The sequence below is a fragment of the Mycobacterium sp. 852013-50091_SCH5140682 genome (genome assembly GCF_001665685.1).
Classification (GTDB): domain Bacteria; phylum Actinomycetota; class Actinomycetes; order Mycobacteriales; family Mycobacteriaceae; genus Mycobacterium.
This window is the reverse complement of record NZ_LZTB01000063.1, coordinates 38,551-58,428: the sequence shown is the minus strand read 5'-3', so window position 1 is coordinate 58,428 and position 19,878 is coordinate 38,551. Positions and strand designations below refer to the sequence as shown.

At 69.8% G+C, this 19,878-nt stretch carries 17 protein-coding genes; 10 read left to right on the top strand and 7 right to left on the bottom strand.

What is annotated here, in order from left to right; genetic code table 11:
• Positions 1-15: 15 nt before the first annotated feature.
• A complete protein-coding gene (gene rsgA / locus A5784_RS19365; protein WP_064946522.1) occupies positions 16-1,011 on the bottom strand; it encodes a ribosome small subunit-dependent GTPase A in 996 nt (331 codons plus the stop codon).
• Positions 1,008-2,336, bottom strand: a complete 1,329-nt coding sequence (aroA, locus tag A5784_RS19360; RefSeq protein ID WP_064946521.1) for a 3-phosphoshikimate 1-carboxyvinyltransferase — start codon at positions 2,334-2,336, stop codon at positions 1,008-1,010. Before aroA ends, rsgA begins: the two co-directional genes overlap by 4 nt.
• 44 nt (positions 2,337-2,380) lie before the next feature.
• Here aroA and A5784_RS19355 point away from each other — a divergent pair, with 44 nt between their 5' ends.
• The 4 genes from A5784_RS19355 (at position 2,381) to A5784_RS19340 (ending at position 6,177) form a co-directional block, all read left to right on the top strand.
• Positions 2,381-3,178, top strand: a complete 798-nt coding sequence (locus A5784_RS19355; protein ID WP_197514799.1) for an SOS response-associated peptidase — start codon at positions 2,381-2,383, stop codon at positions 3,176-3,178.
• Positions 3,179-3,186: 8 nt separating this feature from the next.
• Entirely contained in the window at positions 3,187-4,680 is a 1,494-nt protein-coding gene (locus A5784_RS19350; protein ID WP_156750655.1) for a DUF7059 domain-containing protein, read from the top strand.
• A 61-nt stretch (positions 4,681-4,741) separates the two neighbouring features.
• Positions 4,742-5,341 (top strand): TetR/AcrR family transcriptional regulator, encoded by a 600-nt coding sequence (locus A5784_RS19345; RefSeq protein ID WP_064946518.1) that lies wholly within the window; start codon positions 4,742-4,744, stop codon positions 5,339-5,341.
• The gene (locus A5784_RS19340; protein ID WP_064946517.1) at positions 5,338-6,177 is read left to right on the top strand and encodes an enoyl-CoA hydratase/isomerase family protein; all 840 of its coding nucleotides are present in this window, start codon (positions 5,338-5,340) and stop codon (positions 6,175-6,177) included. The genes A5784_RS19345 and A5784_RS19340 overlap by 4 nt, the downstream gene beginning before the upstream one ends.
• Here the strand turns inward: A5784_RS19340 and A5784_RS19335 are convergent.
• The 3 genes from A5784_RS19335 to A5784_RS19325 form a co-directional block, all read right to left on the bottom strand.
• Entirely contained in the window at positions 6,174-6,953 is a 780-nt protein-coding gene (locus A5784_RS19335; protein ID WP_064946516.1) for a class I SAM-dependent methyltransferase, read from the bottom strand. The genes A5784_RS19340 and A5784_RS19335 overlap by 4 nt on opposite strands.
• A 99-nt stretch (positions 6,954-7,052) precedes the next feature.
• Complete coding sequence (locus A5784_RS19330) at positions 7,053-7,910, bottom strand: SDR family oxidoreductase (RefSeq protein WP_082944935.1); 858 nt, start codon at positions 7,908-7,910, stop codon at positions 7,053-7,055.
• Positions 7,911-7,944: 34 nt separating this feature from the next.
• Complete coding sequence (locus A5784_RS19325; RefSeq protein ID WP_064946514.1) at positions 7,945-8,841, bottom strand: LysR substrate-binding domain-containing protein; 897 nt, start codon at positions 8,839-8,841, stop codon at positions 7,945-7,947.
• Positions 8,842-8,918: 77 nt separating this feature from the next.
• Between A5784_RS19325 and A5784_RS19320 the strand changes: the two genes are divergently transcribed.
• From A5784_RS19320 to A5784_RS19305, 4 genes are read left to right on the top strand one after another with little or no spacing between them, the layout of a single operon-like run.
• The gene (locus tag A5784_RS19320) at positions 8,919-10,142 is read left to right on the top strand and encodes an acetyl-CoA C-acetyltransferase (RefSeq protein WP_064946513.1); all 1,224 of its coding nucleotides are present in this window, start codon (positions 8,919-8,921) and stop codon (positions 10,140-10,142) included.
• Positions 10,139-10,885 (top strand): 3-oxoadipate enol-lactonase, encoded by a 747-nt coding sequence (gene pcaD, locus A5784_RS19315; RefSeq protein WP_064946512.1) that lies wholly within the window; start codon positions 10,139-10,141, stop codon positions 10,883-10,885. The genes A5784_RS19320 and pcaD overlap by 4 nt, the downstream gene beginning before the upstream one ends.
• Complete coding sequence (locus A5784_RS19310) at positions 10,882-11,658, top strand: CoA transferase subunit A (protein ID WP_064946511.1); 777 nt, start codon at positions 10,882-10,884, stop codon at positions 11,656-11,658. The genes pcaD and A5784_RS19310 overlap by 4 nt, the downstream gene beginning before the upstream one ends.
• Complete coding sequence (locus tag A5784_RS19305; protein ID WP_064946510.1) at positions 11,655-12,335, top strand: CoA transferase subunit B; 681 nt, start codon at positions 11,655-11,657, stop codon at positions 12,333-12,335. Before A5784_RS19310 ends, A5784_RS19305 begins: the two co-directional genes overlap by 4 nt.
• Here the strand turns inward: A5784_RS19305 and A5784_RS19300 are convergent.
• On the bottom strand, positions 12,281-14,935 hold the full coding sequence (locus A5784_RS19300; RefSeq protein ID WP_064946548.1) for a helix-turn-helix transcriptional regulator: 2,655 nt from the start codon (positions 14,933-14,935) through the stop codon (positions 12,281-12,283). The genes A5784_RS19305 and A5784_RS19300 overlap by 55 nt on opposite strands.
• Before the next feature lie 73 nt (positions 14,936-15,008).
• Here A5784_RS19300 and A5784_RS19295 point away from each other — a divergent pair, with 73 nt between their 5' ends.
• Complete coding sequence (locus tag A5784_RS19295; RefSeq protein WP_064946509.1) at positions 15,009-16,361, top strand: 3' terminal RNA ribose 2'-O-methyltransferase Hen1; 1,353 nt, start codon at positions 15,009-15,011, stop codon at positions 16,359-16,361.
• Positions 16,358-18,853 (top strand): polynucleotide kinase-phosphatase, encoded by a 2,496-nt coding sequence (locus A5784_RS19290; protein WP_064946508.1) that lies wholly within the window; start codon positions 16,358-16,360, stop codon positions 18,851-18,853. The genes A5784_RS19295 and A5784_RS19290 overlap by 4 nt, the downstream gene beginning before the upstream one ends.
• Here A5784_RS19290 and A5784_RS19285 read toward each other — a convergent pair whose 3' ends face one another.
• Positions 18,854-19,870, bottom strand: a complete 1,017-nt coding sequence (locus A5784_RS19285) for a zinc-dependent alcohol dehydrogenase family protein (RefSeq protein ID WP_064946507.1) — start codon at positions 19,868-19,870, stop codon at positions 18,854-18,856. It lies immediately after the preceding gene.
• Positions 19,871-19,878 lie beyond the last annotated feature (8 nt).

Sequence of the window (19,878 nt, the reverse complement as noted above, 5' to 3'; positions counted from 1 at the left end):
GCCGGGAGCCGATATTCAGGTTTCTTTCAGCACAGCCAGCAGGCGGCGGGCCGCGGCGACGCGGTTCGCGGCCGGCCCGGACAGCTGATCCAGCGCGCATTCGGGATCCGCGGGCGGCCCCATGTGCCCGCAGCCGCGCGGACAGTCGGCGATGGTCTCGGCCAGGTCGGAGAATGCGAGCAGCACATCGTCGGGTTCGATGTGGGCGAGCCCGAACGAACGGATCCCCGGGGTGTCGATCACCCAGCCCTCCCCGTCCAGCGGCAACGCCACGGACTGGGTCGACGTGTGCTTTCCCTTGCCGACACCCGACACCTCGCCGGTCGCGCGATCTGCCTCGGGCACAAGGCGATTGACCAACGTGGACTTGCCCACCCCGGAATGGCCGAGGAATACCGTCACCTGATCACCGAGCAGGGGAGCGACCGCGTCGAGCGGATCGTCGCGTCCGGCATTCACGATGGTCAGATCCAGGTCGGCGAACTGGGCGGCGAACGGTTCCGGCGGCGCGAGGTCCGACTTGGTCAGGCACAGAATCGGTTTGAGCCCGCCGGCGTAGGCCGCGATGAGTGAGCGCTCGACGAAGCCGGTGCGCGGCGGCGGGTCGGCGAGCGCCACCACGATGAGCAGTTGATCGGCGTTGGCGACCACCACCCGCTCGGTGGGATCTGTGTCGTCGGCCGTGCGGCGCAACACCGTTCGCCGCTCGCCGCGGCGCACGATGCGCGCGAGGGTGTCAGGGCGGCCGGACAGGTCGCCGACGACGTCGACGTCGTCGCCGACGACGATCGGCGTGCGGCCCAGTTCGCGCGCCCGCATGGCGGTGACGATGTGATCCGGGTCCCGGCCCAACGCACAGCCCCACCTGCCGCGGTCGACGGTGACCACCATCGCCGAGCGGGCGTCGGCATGTTCGGGGCGGGTCTTGGTGCGCGGGCGGGTACCCCGACCCGGCCTGATGCGCACGTCGGATTCGTCGTAATCCCGAAAATTGCCGCCCCGCGGGCTCAAATCTGTTGTTCCCCCCGTGAACCCGCCAACATGGCGGCCCACATCCCCGGGAAGTCCGGCAGGGTCTTCGCGGTGGTCTCGATGTTCTCCACCTCCACGCCCGGCACCCTCAACCCGATGATCGCGCCCGCGGTCGCCATCCGGTGATCGGCATAGGACCGCCACACCCCGCCGTGCAGCTGGCGCGCAGTGATGAGCAGGCCGTCCTCGGTCTCGGTGCACTCACCGCCCAGCCCGTTGATCTCGGTGCTCAGTGCGGCGAGCCGGTCGGTTTCGTGGCCGCGCAGGTGGGCGATGCCGCTCAGCCGCGAGACCGACCCCTCGGTGGCCAGTGCGGCCAGCGCGGCCACCGTGGGCGCCAGTTCACCGACGTCGTGCAGATCGGCCTCGAACCCGCCGTAGCTTTCGGCGCCGGTGACTTCCAGGCCTGAATCGCCTTGGCGCACAGTAGCATCCACCTTCGCGAGCAGGGCAAGGATGGTTTCGGCCGGCTGGATGCTGGCCTGCGGCCAACCGGCGATGCGGACCGTGCCGCCGGTGACCAGCGCGGCCGCCAGGAACGGGGTGGCATTGGACAGATCGGGTTCGATGTTCCAGGCGCGGGGCGCCACCGGGCCGGGCTCGACCCGCCACTGGTTGCCCACGCTGTCGTCCACCTTGACGCCGGCATCGCGCAGCATCGTCACCGTCATGGTGACATGCGGTGCCGATGGCACCGATGTGCCCGTGTGCACGATGGTGAGGCCATCGGTGAACGCCGCACCCGAGAGCAGCAGGCCGGATACGAACTGCGATGAGCCGGACGCGTCGATGCGGACCGTGCCCCCGGTCACCGCGCCCCGGCCGCGGACCACGAACGGCAGGCTGTCGCCGTCGATATGGACACCCAAGCCGCGGAGTCCTTGGAGCAGCGGCGAGATCGGGCGGGCGCGGGCCTGCTCGTCGCCGTCAAAGGTCACGCTCGCGGTGCTCACGGCCGCCACGGGAGGGACGAACCGCAACACGGTGCCTGCCAGGCCGCAGTCGACGTGGGCGTTGTCGGCAGGAGAGATGCGCCCGCTGACGGTGAGGCTGGTGCCGTCGCCCGCGCTGTCGTCGACGGTGACGCCGAGTGAGCGGATGGCTTCGATCATGAGATCGGTGTCGCGGCTGCGCAGCGCGCCGGCGATGGTCGACGGGCCCTGCGCGGTGGCCAGTGCGGCCAGCACCAGCGCCCGGTTGGTCAGCGACTTGGAGCCGGGGACCGTCACCGTGGCGTCGACCGGGCTCGTCGTCGCGGGGGCAGGCCAGTACGCCTTCTGCTCCTCGCGTCCGCGTGTTTGCACAGCTACATCCTGCCTTGTCCGCCAGTTCTGGAACCATGGGCACCATGTGTGGACGTTTCGCGGTGACCACCGATCCCGCGCTGTTGGCGCAGAAAATCCAGGCCCTCGATGAAACTGCAGCAACCGCAGCAACAGCGGCGAACACATCGGGTGACAAGGATCTGGCGGGTCCCAACTACAACGTGGCGCCGACGACGACCATCAGCAGCGTGGTCAAGCGGCACACCGAGCCCGACGACGAGTCGACGCGCCGGGTGCGGTCCATGCGCTGGGGGTTGATCCCGCCGTGGGTCAAGACGGCCGAGGACGGTGGCCCGGACAACAAGGGACCGCTGCTGATCAATGCCCGCGCCGACAAGGTGACCAGCTCACCGGCGTTCCGTAATTCGGCGAAGAACAAGCGCTGCCTGATCCCGATGGACGGCTGGTACGAGTGGCGGCCCAACGCCGCCGAGGCAGGCAAAAGGGCGAGCAAGACGCCGTTCTACATGTACGGAGCCGACGGCGAGCCGTTGTTCATGGCAGGCCTGTGGACGACGTGGCGCCCGCACGGCGCCCCCAAGGATGCCCCGCCGCTGCTGAGCTGCACGATCATCACCACCGACGCCGCCGGGCCGCTGGCCGAGATCCACGACCGGATGCCGCTGTCCATCAGCGAATCGGATTGGGACCGCTGGCTGGACCCGGACGCCCCGATCGACGAGGGCCTGCTGCGCGGCCATGGCGACCTGGACCGGATCGCCATCCGAGAGGTGTCGCGGCTGGTCAACAGCGTGCGCAACAACGGCCCCGAGCTCATCGAGCCCGCCAAGCCGGAACCTGAAGAGGCGGGCCTGTTTTGACCGGGTCGATCGACCCCGCCCTCGAACCCGCAGTGGTCGACGCCATCGGCGCCGACCTGCGCGAGGCCGGCTATACCATCGACGGGGTCGCCGAACTGCTGGGCGAGCAGGCCAACGCGGCGCTCGGGCGTGGCGTGTGGTGGCCGGTGCTGCGGGCGACGCGCGCCGCCCCCGCAGGCCGGCAACGGCTGGCGGTGCTGATCCGGCTGTTCCTGCTGGGTGCCGAGGAGCCGCACGAGCAGGCGCAGGCGGCCCTGCCGTCGACCCCGTTGGCGACCCTGGCCGCCGCCGGCGTGGTGGAGATAGCCGGCGGCATGGTCCGCGCGGCGCTCGACATCCGCCCGCACAGTGACGGCGTGCGCGAGTTCTACGTCGTGTCCGATCAGGACGCGGCCCTGCGCAGCGGGCCGTTGCGCCACGACCATGTGCTCGGCATCGGCGCCGCGTCCATGTCGCTGGCCCGGGCCGTCGTTCGCACGCCGGTGGGCCGGGCGCTCGACCTGGGCACCGGATGTGGCATCCAGGCGCTGCATCTCGACGCGCATTGTGCCCAGATCGTGGCCACCGACACCAACGACCGGGCGCTCGCACTCGCGGCGGCCACGGCCCGGCTCAACGGCATGGCGTGGGATCTGCGCGCAGGCAGCCTGTTCGAGCCGGTGGCAGGGGAGCGGTTCGACCTGATCGTCTCCAATCCGCCGTTCGTGGTGGGCTCCGGTGCGCGCGATTACATCTACCGCGACTCGGGGGTCGCCGGAGATGCGTTGTGCCAGAGCATTATTGAGCAGATCCCCGATCATCTGAACCCGGGTGGAACAGCCCACATCATGGCCAATTGGGTTGTGCTGGGCGATGATTGGCGCGACTGGGTCCGCGGTTGGCTGGCCGACACCGGGCTGCACGCCTGGGTGGTGCAGCGTGAGCTGGCCGATCCCGTCAGCTACGTGTCGCTGTGGCTGTCCGATGCCGGTGAGACGCCGGAGCAGGCGGCGCAGCGGGGCGGTCCGTGGCTGGATTGGTTTGCCGAGCAAGGCATTACGGGCATCGGCATGGGCATGATCTCGCTGCGCAAGCCGTACGGCGACGAGGCGCCCGAGCAGATTCTGGAGGAGATCACCGGCGCTGACGAGCTGGTGACGGGTCCGGAAGTCGACGCGTTCTTCGCTCGTCGGGCCTATCTGCGCGGCACCGGAGACGATGCGCTCTTGGGCGCCCGCCTCTCGACGGCGCCGGTGTTCCTGGAGGAGCAGTTCCTACCGGGTCCCGACGGCTGGCAGTCGCTCGGTGCGGCCGTGCGCCGCCCGGGCGGCCCCGGCGCGATCATCGGCGTCGACGAGGTGCTGCGGGCGCTGATGGCCGGCTGCCGCGGTGAGGTCCCGCTCGGCACCCTCATCGAATTGCTCGCGGCGCATCACGGTGTCGACGCCGACGCGCTGGCCCGTGCCGCGTTGCCCGAGGTCCGCGACGCGATCGGACGCGGCATCCTCTACCAGGCGCAATAGCAGCAGTTCGGCTGCGGCCGGTAGCGACAGAGGATTTCTCGGTTCTGGTAGAGTTTTCCTCGTGGCCGGGTCTGACGCCGCACGGCGGGACGCGCGTGGCCGGCTGTTGGCGGTGGCGCGGCGGCGGTTCGCGGCCGACGGCGCGCTCGGCCCGACGCTCGACGAGGTACGCCGTGAGGCGCAGGTCAGCGTCGGTGCTCTTTACCACCACTTCCCGGACAAACCCGCGCTCGCCGCGGCGGTGTACGCGCAGGTGATGGCCGAATACCAGGCAGCCTTCCTTGAGGCGCTGCGGGAGCAGGACAGTGCCGAGGGGGGTGTCCGCGGGGGCGTCCGGCAGCATCTGGAATGGGTTGCCGCACACCGTGGCGAGGTGCGCCTGCTGCTGGGCGACCGGCTGGACAGTGCCGAGTTGCAGGAGGCCAACCGGGTCTTCTTCGCCGCGATCCGCGACTGGTGGCGCCCTCACCACACGTACGGGGCGCTCGTGGCCATGCAGCCGGGGGTGACCGCCGCGTTGTGGCTCGGGCCGGCCCAGGAGTATGCCCGCTATTGGATCACCGGCGAGGAAGCCGAGATCGAGGCCGGGATCATCGAGACGTTCGCCGATGCGGCGTGGGCCGCGTTGCGCGCCAAGCCGATCGAGGAGGATACCCAATGAGTCTGTACCGGGACATGACCGCCGACGGGGACGCCCCGCACGCGCCACAGCGGGTGCGTGTCGAGCGCCGCGACGACCGCGCGGTGGTCACTTTGGACGAGCCCGACCGGCTCAACGTGCTGTCTGCCCCGCTGGTTCGGCAGCTCCGGCGAGTGCTGGAAGATCTGGTGTCCGACAACGACATTCGATCGGTGGTGCTGACCGGCGCCGATCCGGGCTTCAGCGCGGGTGGCGACCTGCGGATGATGCGCACGGCCGTGCAGCGTCAGAGCGAGGCCGAGGGCACCGCGGATGTCTGGCGGTGGATTCGCCGGGAATTCGGCGGCATCGCGCGACTCATCGCCGGGTCCGACACGATCTTCGTGGCCGCCGTCAACGGCCCGGCGGCCGGGGTCGGGCTGGCGTGGGCGTTGAGCTGTGATCTGGCGATCGCCAGCGAGCGGGCCGTGATCGTGCCCGCGTTCGGCCGCCTCGGCCTGATCCCGGAAGTGGGCACCAGCTGGGCGTTGACGCGGCGGCTCGGGTATCAGGGGGCGCTTGCCTATTACCTGCGGGGCGACCACATCGACGCCGAGACGGCGCAGCGCCTCGGGCTGGTCCACGAGGTCGTCCCTCACGAGCAACTGCTCACCGTGGCCGACGAATGGTGTTCGCGCGTCGCGGCATTGCCGCCGCACGCGGTCGCGATGACCAAGCCGCTGCTGCGCACGGCCGCCGACGCAGGCTGGAACGATGCCCTGACACTGGAGGAGTTCGCCGAGCCGACGTGCTTCACAACCGGCGCCTTCGCCGACAGCGTCGAAACCCTGCTCTCCGGCGGCACCAGCTCGGACTAGCCGCGGCGGCGGGCCGTGGCGATCAGGTACGGGCTGTCGAACACCACGTGACCGGAGTCCTCGACATGGCGGGCGAATGCCGACTCGAACGCGCCGAGCAACGCTGCGCGCCGTGTGTCGTCGAGACAATCCAGCATGGTGACGTGCATCGGTGATTCCCTCGCGATGAAATCCATGGCAGCGGGCTGTGATTCGAATACCCAGGTGTGGCTGCCCGTCCCGATCGTGATGTCGTCGAAGGCGCCCGCGAGCCGCTCCCGCAGCACATCGGCGTGCCCCCATTGGTCGGGGCGGGGCCCTGAGTCCTGCGGCGGCCCCAGCGTCTCGACGATCGGGGTGAAGAACGGATTGTCGGCATCGGGAATCCACGACGAGAATCCGAAGACGCCGTCGGCTCGCAGCAGCCGTGACACCTCGGCGACCAGGCTCTGCGGCTCGACGAAGATGGTGCCCATGTTCGACACCACGGCGTCGAATTCGGCTGCGGGCAAACCGGTGTCCGCCGCATCGGCAACCACCCACCGGACCGCGTCCGCCGCCGGCTTCTGTTGCGCGATCGCGATCAGTTCGGCGGTGAGGTCCACGCCGGTGACGTGGGCTCCTGCTGCTGCTGCGGCGAGCGCGGCACTGCCGGTACCGCAGGCGAGATCGACCACTGCGGCGTTTCGCAGCGGCTGCCTGCGGTCCACGGTGGCGACCACCTGGGTCGCGATACCTGCGATGCGTTCGCCGACGGCTTCGTAGCGGCCTGCCGCCCAGCCTGTGGGGTCTGCCATGCCACGAGCCTAGATGTGGCCGGCCCGGCGCCCACTGGCGAATGGCCAGTTATCGCCCGCCGCACTCGGTTTGGCGTGCGATAACTGGCCAGTGAGCGGTTAGGGCTGGACGTAGCCCGGCGGGTTGGGGGTGTCGACCCACAGGTCCACTCCGAGATCCGAGCCGGGGATGCAGTCGTACACCGATAGGTCGGTGACGCCGTTGGCGAGCAGCACGTCTTCACACAGCAGGCTCTGGCCGGTGTACTCGCGGGCGTCTTGGGTGAAGATCGCGTAGGCGGCATCGGCGTAGACCGACGGTTTGCGGGCCCGGGCCATCGCCTCGTCACCGCCGAGCAGGTTCTGCACCGCGGCGGTGGCCACCAGGGTGCGCGGCCACAGCGTGTTCGACGCGATGCCTGCTTCGCGCATCTCTTCGGCGATACCCAACGCGCACAATGTCATCCCGAACTTGGCCATCATGTACGCGGTGGGTTTGAGCCACTCGGACTCCAGGCGGATGGGCGGTGAGAGGGTGAGGATGTGCGGGTTCTCCCGGCCCTTCATGTGCGGGATGCAGGCTTGTGACACGGCGTAGGTGCCGCGGATCTGGATACCGTTCATCAGGTCGAAGCGCTTGAGCGGCACCTCTTCGATCGAGCCGAGGTTGATGGCCGAGGCGTTGTTGACGCACAGGTCGATACCGCCGAATTGGGCGACCGCTTGTTCTACTGCTGAGGCCACCGAGTCGCCGTCGCGGACATCTCCGACGATCGGCAGGGCTTGGCCACCGGCCTCCTCGATCTCCTTGGCGGCGGTGTAGATCGTGCCTTCGAGCTTGGGGTGAGGTTCGGCGGTCTTGGCGACCAGCGCGATATTGGCGCCGTCGGCGGCGGCCCGCTTGGCGATCGCCAGGCCGATACCGCGGCTGGCGCCGGAGATGAACATGGTTTTTCCAGACAACGAGGTGTTTGCCATGGGGCCACGATATGCGCCCGGGTGGTCCCGGCGGTCACGCTTGCCGATCAGCGGTCAGCCCGTGCAGCGCCGCCAGCACGTTGGCGATCACCGCCGACTCATTGCCTGCCAGGCGCGCGGCCACCAGATCGACCCCCAGCGTGTCGGGTCCCAGTGGCACGTAGGTGACCCCGGCGATGTCCAGCGCCGCAGTGGGGGCGGGCACGATCGCGACTCCGAGCCCGGCCGCGACCAGCGTGATCAGGGTCGAGGTCTCGGATACCTCCTGGCGGATGGTGGGGGTGTACCCGGCGTCGGCGCATACCGTCGCGACCAGGCTGCTCATCACCGACCGGCCATGCCCCACATGGCCGACGAAGGTGTCGTTGCGCAGGTCGGCGACGGTCAGTTCGTCGTGCCCGGCCAGCGGATGATCGGCGGGCAGGGCGACCAGCAGTCGGTCGCGGCGCACGGTCTCGGTGGTCAGGCCCTCGCCGTCCACGGGTGGGCGAAGTAGCGCCAGGTCGATGTCGCCGGCCCGCAGGGCGCTCAGCTGGGCGGGGGCAAGCATCTCGCCTCGCACGCTGACCTCGACACCGGGCAGTGACTCGCCCAGCGTGCGTACCAGGCGGGGGAGCAGGGAGTAGGTGGCCGAGCCGACGCACCCGATGGCCACCCGGCCCTCGACTCCGGCGGCGATGCGCCGGGCCTGGGTGCCCGCCTCGTCGACGGCGTCGAGGATCTCGACGGTGCGTTGCAGATACGCCCGCCCGGCGGGGGTGAGCTCGACGATGCGGGTGGTGCGGGTCAGCAGCGGCACACCGAGCTCGCGTTCGAGCTGACGGATCTGCTGGGACAGCGGCGGCTGAGCGATGTGCAGGCGTTCGGCAGCGCGCCCGAAGTGCAGCTCCTCGCCGACGGCGCGGAAATACCGGAGGTGACGCAACTCCACAGATTAGGACGATACAGATATTAATAATGCGAATCTAGGTATTTCAGAATATCTGTCGAGGTGCCTACCGTCGAAGTATGAGTTCCGCGACCGATGTGGTGATCTGCAACCCCGTCCGCACGCCAGTGGGCCGAATGGGCGGTGCGCTGGCGGCGCTCACCGCCGCCGATCTGGCCACCCTGACACTGCGGGAACTCGCCGCCCGCGCCGACTTGCGCGAGCACGACGTCGACGACGTCATCCTCGGCAACGGATACGCGAACGGCGAGGCGCCTGCCATCGGGCGCATTGCCGCACTGGACGCCGGTCTGGGCACCGGGGTTCCCGGCCTGCAGATCGACCGACGCTGCGGTTCGGGCCTGCAGGCCGTCCTCTACGCCGCGGGCCAGGTCGCCACCGGCGCTGCCCGTCTGGTGGTGGCCGGTGGTGCCGAGTCCATGTCCAACGTCGAGCACTACGCTCTCGGATTGCGCACCGGCGTCCGCCAGGGCGGCATCGAACTGCACGACCGTCTCGACCGAGCTCGTGAAACAGCTGGTGGCACAAGCCATCCCATGGCAGGCGGAATGATCGAGACCGCGGAGAACCTGCGCCGCGAATACCGCATCACCCGCGAAGAACAAGACGAGCTGGCGGCCCGCTCACATCACCGCGCGGTGGCCGCCCACGACGCCGGCCGGTTCGCCGACGAACTCATCGCCGTCACCGTCGCGGGTAAACGCGGCAAGCCCGACACCGTGGTCGACCGCGACGAGCATCCGCGAGCCGATATCAGTGTGGAGCGCCTCGCGGCGCTGCGCGCGATCCGCGGCAAAGTCGACGCCGACGCCACCGTGACCGCAGGCAACGCATCGGGTCAGAACGACGGCGCCGCCATGTGCCTGGTCACCACCCGCGCCGAGGCCGAAAAGCGGGGCCTGACACCGCTGTTGGCGTTGCGCGCCTGGGCGGTTACCGGCTGCGCCCCCGAAAAGATGGGCATCGGCCCGGTTACGGCCACCGCCGCAGCGCTGGACCGCGCCGGGCTGACCCTCGACGACATCGACCTCATCGAACTCAACGAGGCCTTCGCCGCGCAGGTGCTCGCCGTATTGGCCGAATGGAAGGTCGACCCGCTCGACGACCGGCTCAACCCGAACGGATCCGGCATATCCCTCGGGCACCCGATCGGTGCCACCGGTGCCCGCATCCTGGCCACCGCCGCGTATGAGGCCCATCGGCGTGACGCGCGGTACATGCTGGAGAGCATGTGCATCGGTGGTGGACAGGGCCTGGCGGCGGTGTTCGAGGTGACCAAGTGACTGACGTCCACGCCGTGGTGAGCGGCTCCGGTCCCGCGGTGGTGTTGTCGAACTCGCTGGGCTCGACCCACCGCATGTGGGACGCCCAAATCGCCGACCTCGAAAAGCGTTTCACCGTGGTGCGGTACGACACCCGCGGGCACGGTGCGTCCCCGGTGCCCGACGGTCCTTACACCATCGACGATCTCGCCGACGATGTCATCGCCCTGCTCGACCGGCTCGGAATCGACCGCGCGCACATCGTCGGCCTGTCACTGGGTGGCATGACCGCGATGCGGTTGGCTGCCCGCAACCCCGAGCGCGTCGCGCGAATGGTGTTGCTGTGCACCGGTGCTGCGCTTCCGCCCGCCCACGCCTGGACCGATCGGGCCGCCACCGTGCGGGCCGAGGGCAGCCAGGCGGTCGCCGCGGCCGTGGTGGACCGCTGGTTCAGCCCAGGCTATCGCGGCGACCGCGCGCCGTGGGAGGCGATGGTCGCCGCCACGCCTGCCGAGGGGTACGCAGGCTGCTGTGAGGCCATCGCGCAACTCGATCTGCGCCAACAACTTTCGACGATCGCCGCGCCGACGCTGGCCATCGCGGGCACCGACGACCCGGCCACCCCGCCGGCCAAGCTCGAAGAGATCGCCAACGCCATACCGGACGCGAAACTGCTCGTCGTCGAGCACGCGGCCCACCTGGCCAACGCCGAACAACCCGGCATCGTCACCCCCGCCCTCATCGCACACCTGGAGCAGTCATGACGCTGAACAAAGTGGTCGGCTCGGCCGCCGAAGCGGTCGCCGACATCCCCGACGGCGCCAGCCTGGCGGTCGGCGGGTTCGGCCTCGCCGGGATCCCGTGGTTTCTCATCGAAGCGCTGCTGCAGCAGGGCGCCGGGGACCTGACGATCGTGTCCAACAACTGCGGTGTCGACGGCGCCGGGCTGGGCCTGCTGCTGGAGGCCCGCCGGATCAGCCGCGTCATCGCCTCCTATGTCGGGGAGAACAAGGAGTTCGCCCGTCAATACCTGACCGGTGAGCTGACCGTCGAGCTCACCCCGCAGGGCACGCTCGCCGAACGCATGCGCGCAGGCGGCAGCGGTATCGGCGCGTTCTTCACGCCGACGGGTGTCGGCACGATGGTCGCCGACGGTGGCTTGCCGTGGCGCTACCACACCGACGGCAGCGTGGCGCTGGCCTCACCGCCCAAGGAGGTCCGCACCTTCGGCGGTACCGAGATGGTGCTGGAGGAAGGCATCGTCACCGACTACGCACTGATCCGCGCGGCGGTCGTGGACAAGGCGGGCAACTGCAAATTCCACGCCGCCGCACGCAATTTCAACCCGCCCGCCGCGATGTCGGGACGGGTCACCGTGGTCGAGGCCGAGCGCGTCGTCGAGGTCGGCGAACTGCATCCCGACGAGGTGCACCTGCCCGGGATCTTCGTCAAGCGGATCGTCGAGCTGACCCCGGAACAGGCCGCCCACAAGGACATCGAAAAGCGCACCACCCGCACCCGAGGAGCCGAGCGATGAGCTGGAACCACGACCAGATGGCCGCCCGTGCCGCCCGTGAGCTGCGCGACGGGGACTACGTCAACCTCGGCATCGGCCTGCCGACCCTGATCCCTGACCATCTGCCCGACGGTTCGGACGTCACGCTGCACGCCGAGAACGGCATCCTGGGGGTCGGACCGTTCCCGTACGACGACGAGGTCGACCCGGACCTGATCAATGCAGGCAAGCAGACCGTGTCGGTGGTGGCGGGTGCGTCGTACTTCGACTCGGCAACGAGTTTCGCGATGATCCGCGGCGGCCATGTCGACGTCGCGGTGCTGGGCGGTATGCAGGTGGCAGGCAACGGGGACCTGGCCAACTGGATGGTGCCCGGCGCGATGGTCAAGGGCATGGGTGGGGCGATGGATCTGGTCAACGGTGCCGGTCGCGTGATCGTGCTGATGGACCACGTCACCAAGAAAGGTGCGGCCAAGCTGGTTTCGGCCTGTGATCTGCCGCTGACCGGCAAGGCCGTGGTGAGCCGCGTGATCACCGACCTGGCGGTGCTCGACGTCACCGGCGACGGGTTCGCGGTCGTGGAGCTGGCGCCCGGCGTCACATTCGACGAGGTGGTCGAGAAAACCGCGGCGCCCGTTGCGGATCAACGGCGCAGCGCGACGAGTTCGGCGCGCGAACGCACACCCAGCTTGGCGTAGATCCGGGTCAGGTGGTACTGCACAGTTTTCGGCGAGACATAGAGCTCCGCCGCCACCTCGCGGTTGGAGAGGCCTTGGGCGACAAGTGAACTCACCGCATCCTCCTGAGGGGTGAGCTCGACGCTGTCGCGGGAGCCGCGCAGCAGGTGCAGGCCGCCCGCCTTGAGTTCACGCTCGCAGCGTGTCACGTAGGTCTGCGCGCCGAGCGCGAGATAGATATCGCGGGCCGTGCTGATGACCGCGTCGGCCTCACGGCGCTTACCGGCCCGGCGCAGCGTCTGCCCGTAGGCGAAGTTCACCCGTGCGGTGTCGTACCGCAGCGGCAACCCGTCGAGCAGCTCCAGAGCCCGCTCGAACGCTGCGCGTGCCGCGGGCAGATCCCCACGCGCCCCGAGTAACCGGCCGCGCGCGTAGCCGAGCCGCGCCATCGCCGACCGGTGCTCGCGCTCGGCAGCGCGCCGTTCGTGTGGTCGCAGAAACTCGTCGGCGGCGTCGAGGTCACCGCCGAGAACCATGGCGTTGGCCAGCATGTCGGGCCACGGCCAGTACCCCGGTTCGGTCAGCGACGTGCCGGCTGCCATCGCCGCCAACGGCTCGAGCACCCGGCGCACCTTGGCGTAGTCCGCGTCGGCTTCGGCGACGTAGGCGCGGGCCAGCAGCACCGGGATCTTCATCATTTCGTAGTCCTGCGTGACCGCGTCGGCCGCGCGGACCGAATCCTGGGCCGCGGCCCAATTGCCGCGCAGTGCATGGACTTGCGCGGCCGTCCATTCCAGCAGCGGGGTGACGATGGTGATGCCGCTCAGCTCCGCCAGCGCGCGACCCGACTCGACACTGGCCAGCGCCTCGTCCCAGTCGCCGCACACGAACTGAACACGGGCCAGCCAACCCAACGCCCACAACGTGATTCGGGTCGAGCCGCCCAACGCGGCCGTCGCGACCGCACTCTCCAGGTTGCTGCGGGCCGTCTCGACATCGTCGCGGATGAACTGTAACCAGCCGCGCCCCATTGTCACCCGCTGCGCCTGGGCGCCGTGCGGCAGCCGCGCGGCCACCTCGTCGTAGGCCGCGGTTGCTTCCCGCGGATGTCCCGCGGCGGCCAGGCCGAGCCCCCGGATCGCGGCCGCTTCGATTCCGGCGGGCGAATCGGGGTTGGCCAGCCGCAGCGCGGTGTCGGCCCAGTCGACCACCTCGTCGCCGCGGCAGCGGACCAACGTGTGCAGCACATAGCGCTGTGCGATGAGCGCCGCGGTCTCGGGGTCGCGGTCGACGTTGACGATGTCCCACGCCCGGCGCAACCGCACCTCGGCCTCCGTGGCGCGGCCCCGCAGGATTGCCAGATACGCCAAAACCGCATTGCGCAAGGGTGTTTCGCGCAAACTCTCGACCGAGGGCACCAGCGCCGCGGCGGCGCCGCAATCGCCCGCCGCGACCAGGGCGTCCACCGCGAGCGTCAGCCGCTCCTCGCGGAGCAGCCGGTCTGGGGTGAGCCGGCCGGCGTCCCGGAACAGGGTTGCCGCCGAAGCCCAGGATCCCTGCGCACCGCGCTCGCGGGCCAACCTGTCGACCTCGGCGGCCAGCTCGGCGTCGAGGGTGGGCGTGGCCGCCACCAGATGCTGCAGCCGGGCCACCGGATCTCCGACGATATCCGCCGCGTGCCGGTGGGCGGCGCCTGCCGCCTGCACCCCCATGGTGTCGAGCAGCGCCGCGCGGGTCATCGGATCACGCAGTCGCGGCTCCAGCGGCGACACCCGGTCGAGCAGCCCGGCGGCTGCCGCGTCGTCGATGGCGCCGCGTGGATCCGTCAGTCCCGCCAGTTCAGCGACCTCGCTGAGCGCGACACCGGCGTCGCGGACCGTTTCCAGGATGGCCAGGGCGCCAAGCAGCGCCCGGGCCTGCGCGCCGCACCGGTCTAGCCGGTCCGCCACCTCGGCCCTCACATGCGCCGGGGCAGGCAACGACGCGTCGGGCCGCGCCCAGATCGACCCCGGCAACTCGTCGAGCAGTGCGAGCACGTCCCGGGGATTGCCTGCAGTGTGCTCGGTGAGCAGCTGCGCCATTGCCGGATGCAAGGCCCGGCCTCGGTCAGCGGCAAGTTCGGCGACCGCCTGCCGACTCAGCCCGGGCAACCGCAACCGGTCGGCGGCCAGATCGGCGATCGGCCGGGGTGGGGCGTCCGCTCCGGTGGCCACCACCACCAGCACGGGAAGCTCGCGCTGATGCCGCACCAGCGTCGAAATCGCTTGCAGGGAAAGAGAATCGGAGTATTCGGCATCATCGATGAGCAGCAGGGCGGGCTCCGGACCGCGCAACAGATCCACCAGATGCGCTGCGGCGTCGACGGGATCGTCGGGAAAGTCGTCCTGCAGCAGCTGGGCCAGGACGCCGCCCGGCAGATCGGACTCCCACGCCGCCGCGGCCGCCCACCTGGCTCCCTCGTGCCGGGCGGCCAGTTCCCGCAGCAACGCGGTCTTACCGATGCCGGGGCGCCCGAGCACCGCGACGACCGCGGCGCCGCGGGTGACAGTCGCTGCCAGCCGGCCCGACAGGTCGGCGAGATCCCCGTCCCGGCCGACGAAACCGGTGGACCCTGCAGGCATCGTCACATGGTAGGTCGGTCTTCGTCTGAAATTCGAGCGACAAGCGCCGGGGCGCCGCGTTTACTGTCGAACCGTGTACCTGACCGTGTCGACCACCCACCGTCCTGCCACCGATCTGGGCCACCTGCTACACAAGCATCCCGACCGGGCGCAGCAGTTCGAGGTTGCGGGCGGCGTCGCGCACGTGTTCTATCCGCAGGCCACCGACGCACGGTGCACGGCGGCGCTGTTCTGCGACATCGACCCGGTCAACCTCGTTCGGGGCAAGCACAACACCGCATTCTCCCTGGGCCAGTACGTCAACGACCGGCCGTACGCAGCAGGATCGTTGCTCGCCGTGGCGATGGGCACGGTGTTCAAGTCCGCGATGAAGGGGGTCAGCGCCAAGCAGGATCTGGCCGACACGGCCATTCCGCTCGAGGTCGGCATGCCCGCACTGCCCGGCGGGGCCGCACTGGTGCGCGACCTCTTCACGCCTCTCGGTTGGCAGGTCGCGGCACGTACACAGCCGCTGGACGCGGCGTTTCCGGAGTGGGGTGAGTCGCCGTACACGGACGTGCGCCTGACCGGGACGCTGCGGCTCTCCGATGCGCTCAACCATCTCTATGTGCTGCTGCCGGTGCTCGACGATGCCAAGCACTACTGGGTCGGCGAAGCCGAGGTCGACAAGCTGCTGCGCGCCGGGGAGGGCTGGCTGGACACCCACCCGTTGCGCGAGGTCATCAGTCGCCGCTACCTGCGGCACCGGCGCGAATATGTCGATGCCGCACTGGCGCGGCTGTGCGACGACGCGCCCGCAGAAGATCAGGGTGCCCGGGTGGTATCGGAATCCCTTGCCGCGCAGCGCCGTCGCCGCGTCGTCGAACTGCTCACCGATCTCGGTGCCGCCCGCGTCGTCGATCTCGGCTGCGGGGCGGGGGCTTTGGTGCGGGAATTGGTGACCCACCCCCGGTTCACCGACATCCTCGGCGTCGATGTGTCCGCCGCCGCGCTCGATGCGGCAGCCCGGTCCTTCGAGCACGCCGGTGACCGGGTCAGGGACCGGGTCACGTTGCGGCAGTCCGCGCTGACCTATGCCGACCCGAGCCTGGCCGGATACGACGCGGCAGTGCTGATGGAAGTCATCGAGCATGTCGACGAAAACCGCTTGCCCGCACTGCACTACGCGGTATTCGGAGTCGCCCGGCCGCGTGCGGTCGTCGTCACCACCCCCAACGCCGAGTACAACGTGCGGTTCGACTCGCTGCCCGCCGGGCAGTTCCGGCACCCCGACCACCGGTTCGAGTGGAACCGCGCCGAGTTCGGCCGCTGGGCTGCCGCGGTGGCCGACCGGTACGGCTACACCGTGCGGTTCGAACCGATCGGGCCGCAGGACCCGGACCTGGGACCGCCGACGCAGGCCGCGGTGTTCGAGGTGACGGCATGAGGCTCGCGATCCCCGACATGTCGCTGGTGGTGCTGGTCGGTGCGTCCGGATCCGGCAAATCAACGTTCGCCGCCAAGCACTTCCGGCCCACCCAGGTGCTGTCCAGCGACACCTTCCGCGGTTTGGTGTGTGACGACGAGAACGACCAGTCGGCATCGACGGCGGCCTTCGACGCGCTGCACTACGTGGCAGGCAAGCGGCTGCAGGCGGGCCGGGTGACGGTCGTCGATGCCACCAACACCCAGCGCAGTCCGCGCAAGGCGCTCATCGACCTGGCCCGCGCGCACCACGTGCTACCGGTGGCGATCGTGCTCGACGTACCGGAGTCGGTCTGTATCGACCGGACGCGGGCCCGCACCGACCGCAGCTTCGGCGACGCGGTGGTGCGCCGTCAGCGCGACGAACTGCGCCGCAGCCTGCGCAACCTCGAAAAAGAAGGCTTCCGGCGCGTGCACGTGCTGTCCTCGGTCGATGCGGTGGAGTCCGCCGAGATCACCATCGAGCCGCTGCTCAACGACAAACGCAGCGAGACAGGGCCGTTCGACATCATCGGTGACGTGCACGGCTGCCGCGAGGAACTTGCCGAGCTGCTCACGACGCTCGGTTACGTCGTCGGGCCCGGCGGGGCCCGCCATCCCGACGGCCGGCGCGCGGTGTTCGTCGGAGATCTCGTGGATCGCGGTCCCGACACCCCGGGAGTGCTGGCCCTGGTGATGGACATGGTCGATGCCGGAAATGCGTTGGCGGTGTGTGGCAATCACGAACAGAAGCTGCTGCGCGCATTGCGTGGACGCAAGGTCACGGTGAGCCACGGCCTTGCCGAGACCCTGGAGCAGCTCGCCGCGCAACCGGACGAATTCCGGGACAGGGTGCGGGAGTTCTGCGATCGCCTGGTGGCCCACTACGTGCTCGACGGCGGCAAGCTGGTGGTCGCCCATGCGGGGCTGCCTGCGCACTATCACGGCCGGGCCTCCGGGGCGGTGCGCAGCTTCGCGCTGTACGGCGACACCACCGGCGAGACCGACGAATACGGCCTGCCCGTGCGTTATCCGTGGGCCGACGACTATCGCGGCTCGGCGACCGTCGTGTACGGACACACCCCGACGCCGGTCGCCGAATGGGTCAACAACACCATCTGTCTGGACACCGGGTGCGTGTTCGGCGGCCGGCTCAGCGCGCTGCGCTACCCGGAACGCGAGGTGGTTTCCGTTGCGGCCCAGCGCACCTGGTACGAACCGGTGAAGCCGTTGCAGCCCGCCATCACCGAGGCCGCCGTCCTGACCCTGGCCGACGTGACCGGGCGGCGGGTGATCGAGACGGGCCAGCTGGGGCGCATCACCGTGCATCCCGAACAGTCGGCGGCCGCGCTGGAGGTGATGAGTCGCTTCGCCGTCGACCCGCGCTGGTTGCTCTACCTGCCGCCCACCATGAGCCCGCCGGACACCAGCTCCCGCGACGGTCTGCTCGAGCACCCCGACGAGGCGCTGCGCGCCTACCGCAACGCCGGTGTCGAGCAGGTGATGTGCCAGGAGAAGCACATGGGCTCGCGCGCCGTCGTGCTGGTGTGCCGGGCCTCCGGCAAGGTGCGTTTCGGCGTCGACGGTCCCGGCGTGGTTCACACCCGCACCGGGCGGGCGTTCTTCGACACCGGCCTCACCGAGGCGTTCCTGGACCGGGTCCGGGCCGCGGCCACCCCGCTGTTCGATGAGCTCGACACCGACTGGCTGCTGTTGGACACCGAGATCATGCCGTGGACCGCCAAGGCTGCAGGCCTGGTCACCGGGCAGTACGCCCCGGTCGGAGCGGCCGCCGACGCAGTGCTGGCAGCGGCAGGCCAGGGGCTCGCGGCGGCTGCCGACCGGGGAGTCGACGTGGCAGAACTGTTGGCGCGCACCAGGTCACGCGCCGCCAACACCGACGGCTACCGTGCGGCCTACCGCCGCTACTGCCGGCCCACCAGTGGCCTGACCGGAGTCACGGTCGCACCGTTCGCGCTGCTGGCCGCCGAAGGCCAGTCGTTCGCGAGGCGTCCGCACGACTGGCACCTGGCGCTGGCCGACCGGCTGGTCGCAGCCGATCCGGACCTGTTCGTCACCACGCGGCGGCTGACCGTGGACACCGGTGACGACGCCTCGGTGGCGCAGGCGGTCCGGTGGTGGGAGGAACTCACCGGGTCGGGTGCGGAAGGCATGGTGGTCAAACCGGCGGCAAACCTGGTGAGAGCCGGAAAAGGACTGGTGCAACCCGGGATCAAGGTGCGCGGGCGGGAGTACCTGCGCATCATCTACGGCCCCGACTACACCGAGGACAGGCACCTCACGCGGCTGCGGGAGCGCAACCTGAACCGCAAACGGTCGCTGGCATTGCGGGAGTACGCCGTCGGCATCGAGGGACTGGACCGCGTTGCGGCGCGAGAACCGTTGTGGCGCATCCACGAATGCGTCTTCGCGGTGCTGGCGCTGGAGTCCGACCCGGTCGACCCCAGGCTGTGATCAGGGCTGGAGCAGCACCTTGATGGCGCGGCGTTCGTCCATGGCGCGATAGGCCTCGGCGACGTCGTCGAGCGGCATCACGGTGTCGAACACCCGGCCCGGGTCGATGGTCCCGTCGAACACCAGGTCGATCAGGTGCGGCAGGAACCGGCGCACCGGGGCCAGGCCGCCGTTGACGCCGACCTGCGTGCGGAACAGCTTGGTGCCGTCGATGGTGACCCCGTGCGGCACGCCGACGAAGCCGACGGTGGCCCCCGGGCGGGCCGACGCGATCGCCTGATCCATGGCGTCGGCGGTCCCGACGCATTCCAGCACGGCGTCGGCCCCGACACCGTCGGTCATGTCCTTGATCTTGGCCACGCCCTCCTCACCGCGTTCCTCGACGATGTCGGTCGCGCCGAACGCGAGGGCCAGCTGTTGACGCGGTGCGTGCCGGCTCATGGCGATCACCCGTTCCGCGCCCAGCTGCCTAGCCGCGATGACCCCGCACAACCCGACCGCGCCGTCACCGACGACTGCCACGGTCATGCCAGGCGCGACCCGCGCGGCGTCGGCGGCGAACCAGCCGGTGCCCATCACGTCGGAGGACGCCAGCAGGCTGGGGATCAGGTCGGCCGACGGCTGCTCGGGGGTGGCAACGAGGCTGCCGTCGGCCCACGGCACTCGCACCGCCTCGGCCTGACAGCCGATCATCGGTTTCGCGTTCAGGCAGTAGGTCTGAAAACCATTGCGGCAGTTGGGGCAGGTGCCGTCGGAGGAGAAGAACGAGCCGATCACGAAGTCGCCGGGTTTGACGGTCGTGACAGCGTCACCGACGGCCTCGACGACCCCGCAGTACTCATGGCCGAAGGGCCTTGGCTTCGGGGTCTCGTTGATGCCGCGATAGTTCCACAGGTCCGACCCGCACACGCAGGAGGCGGCGTTGCGCACGATCGCGTCCGTGGGTTCGACGATCGTCGGTTCAGGCAGTTGCTCCAGCCGGACGTCGCCCTTGCCGTACATGACCGCTCCGCGCATGATCGTTG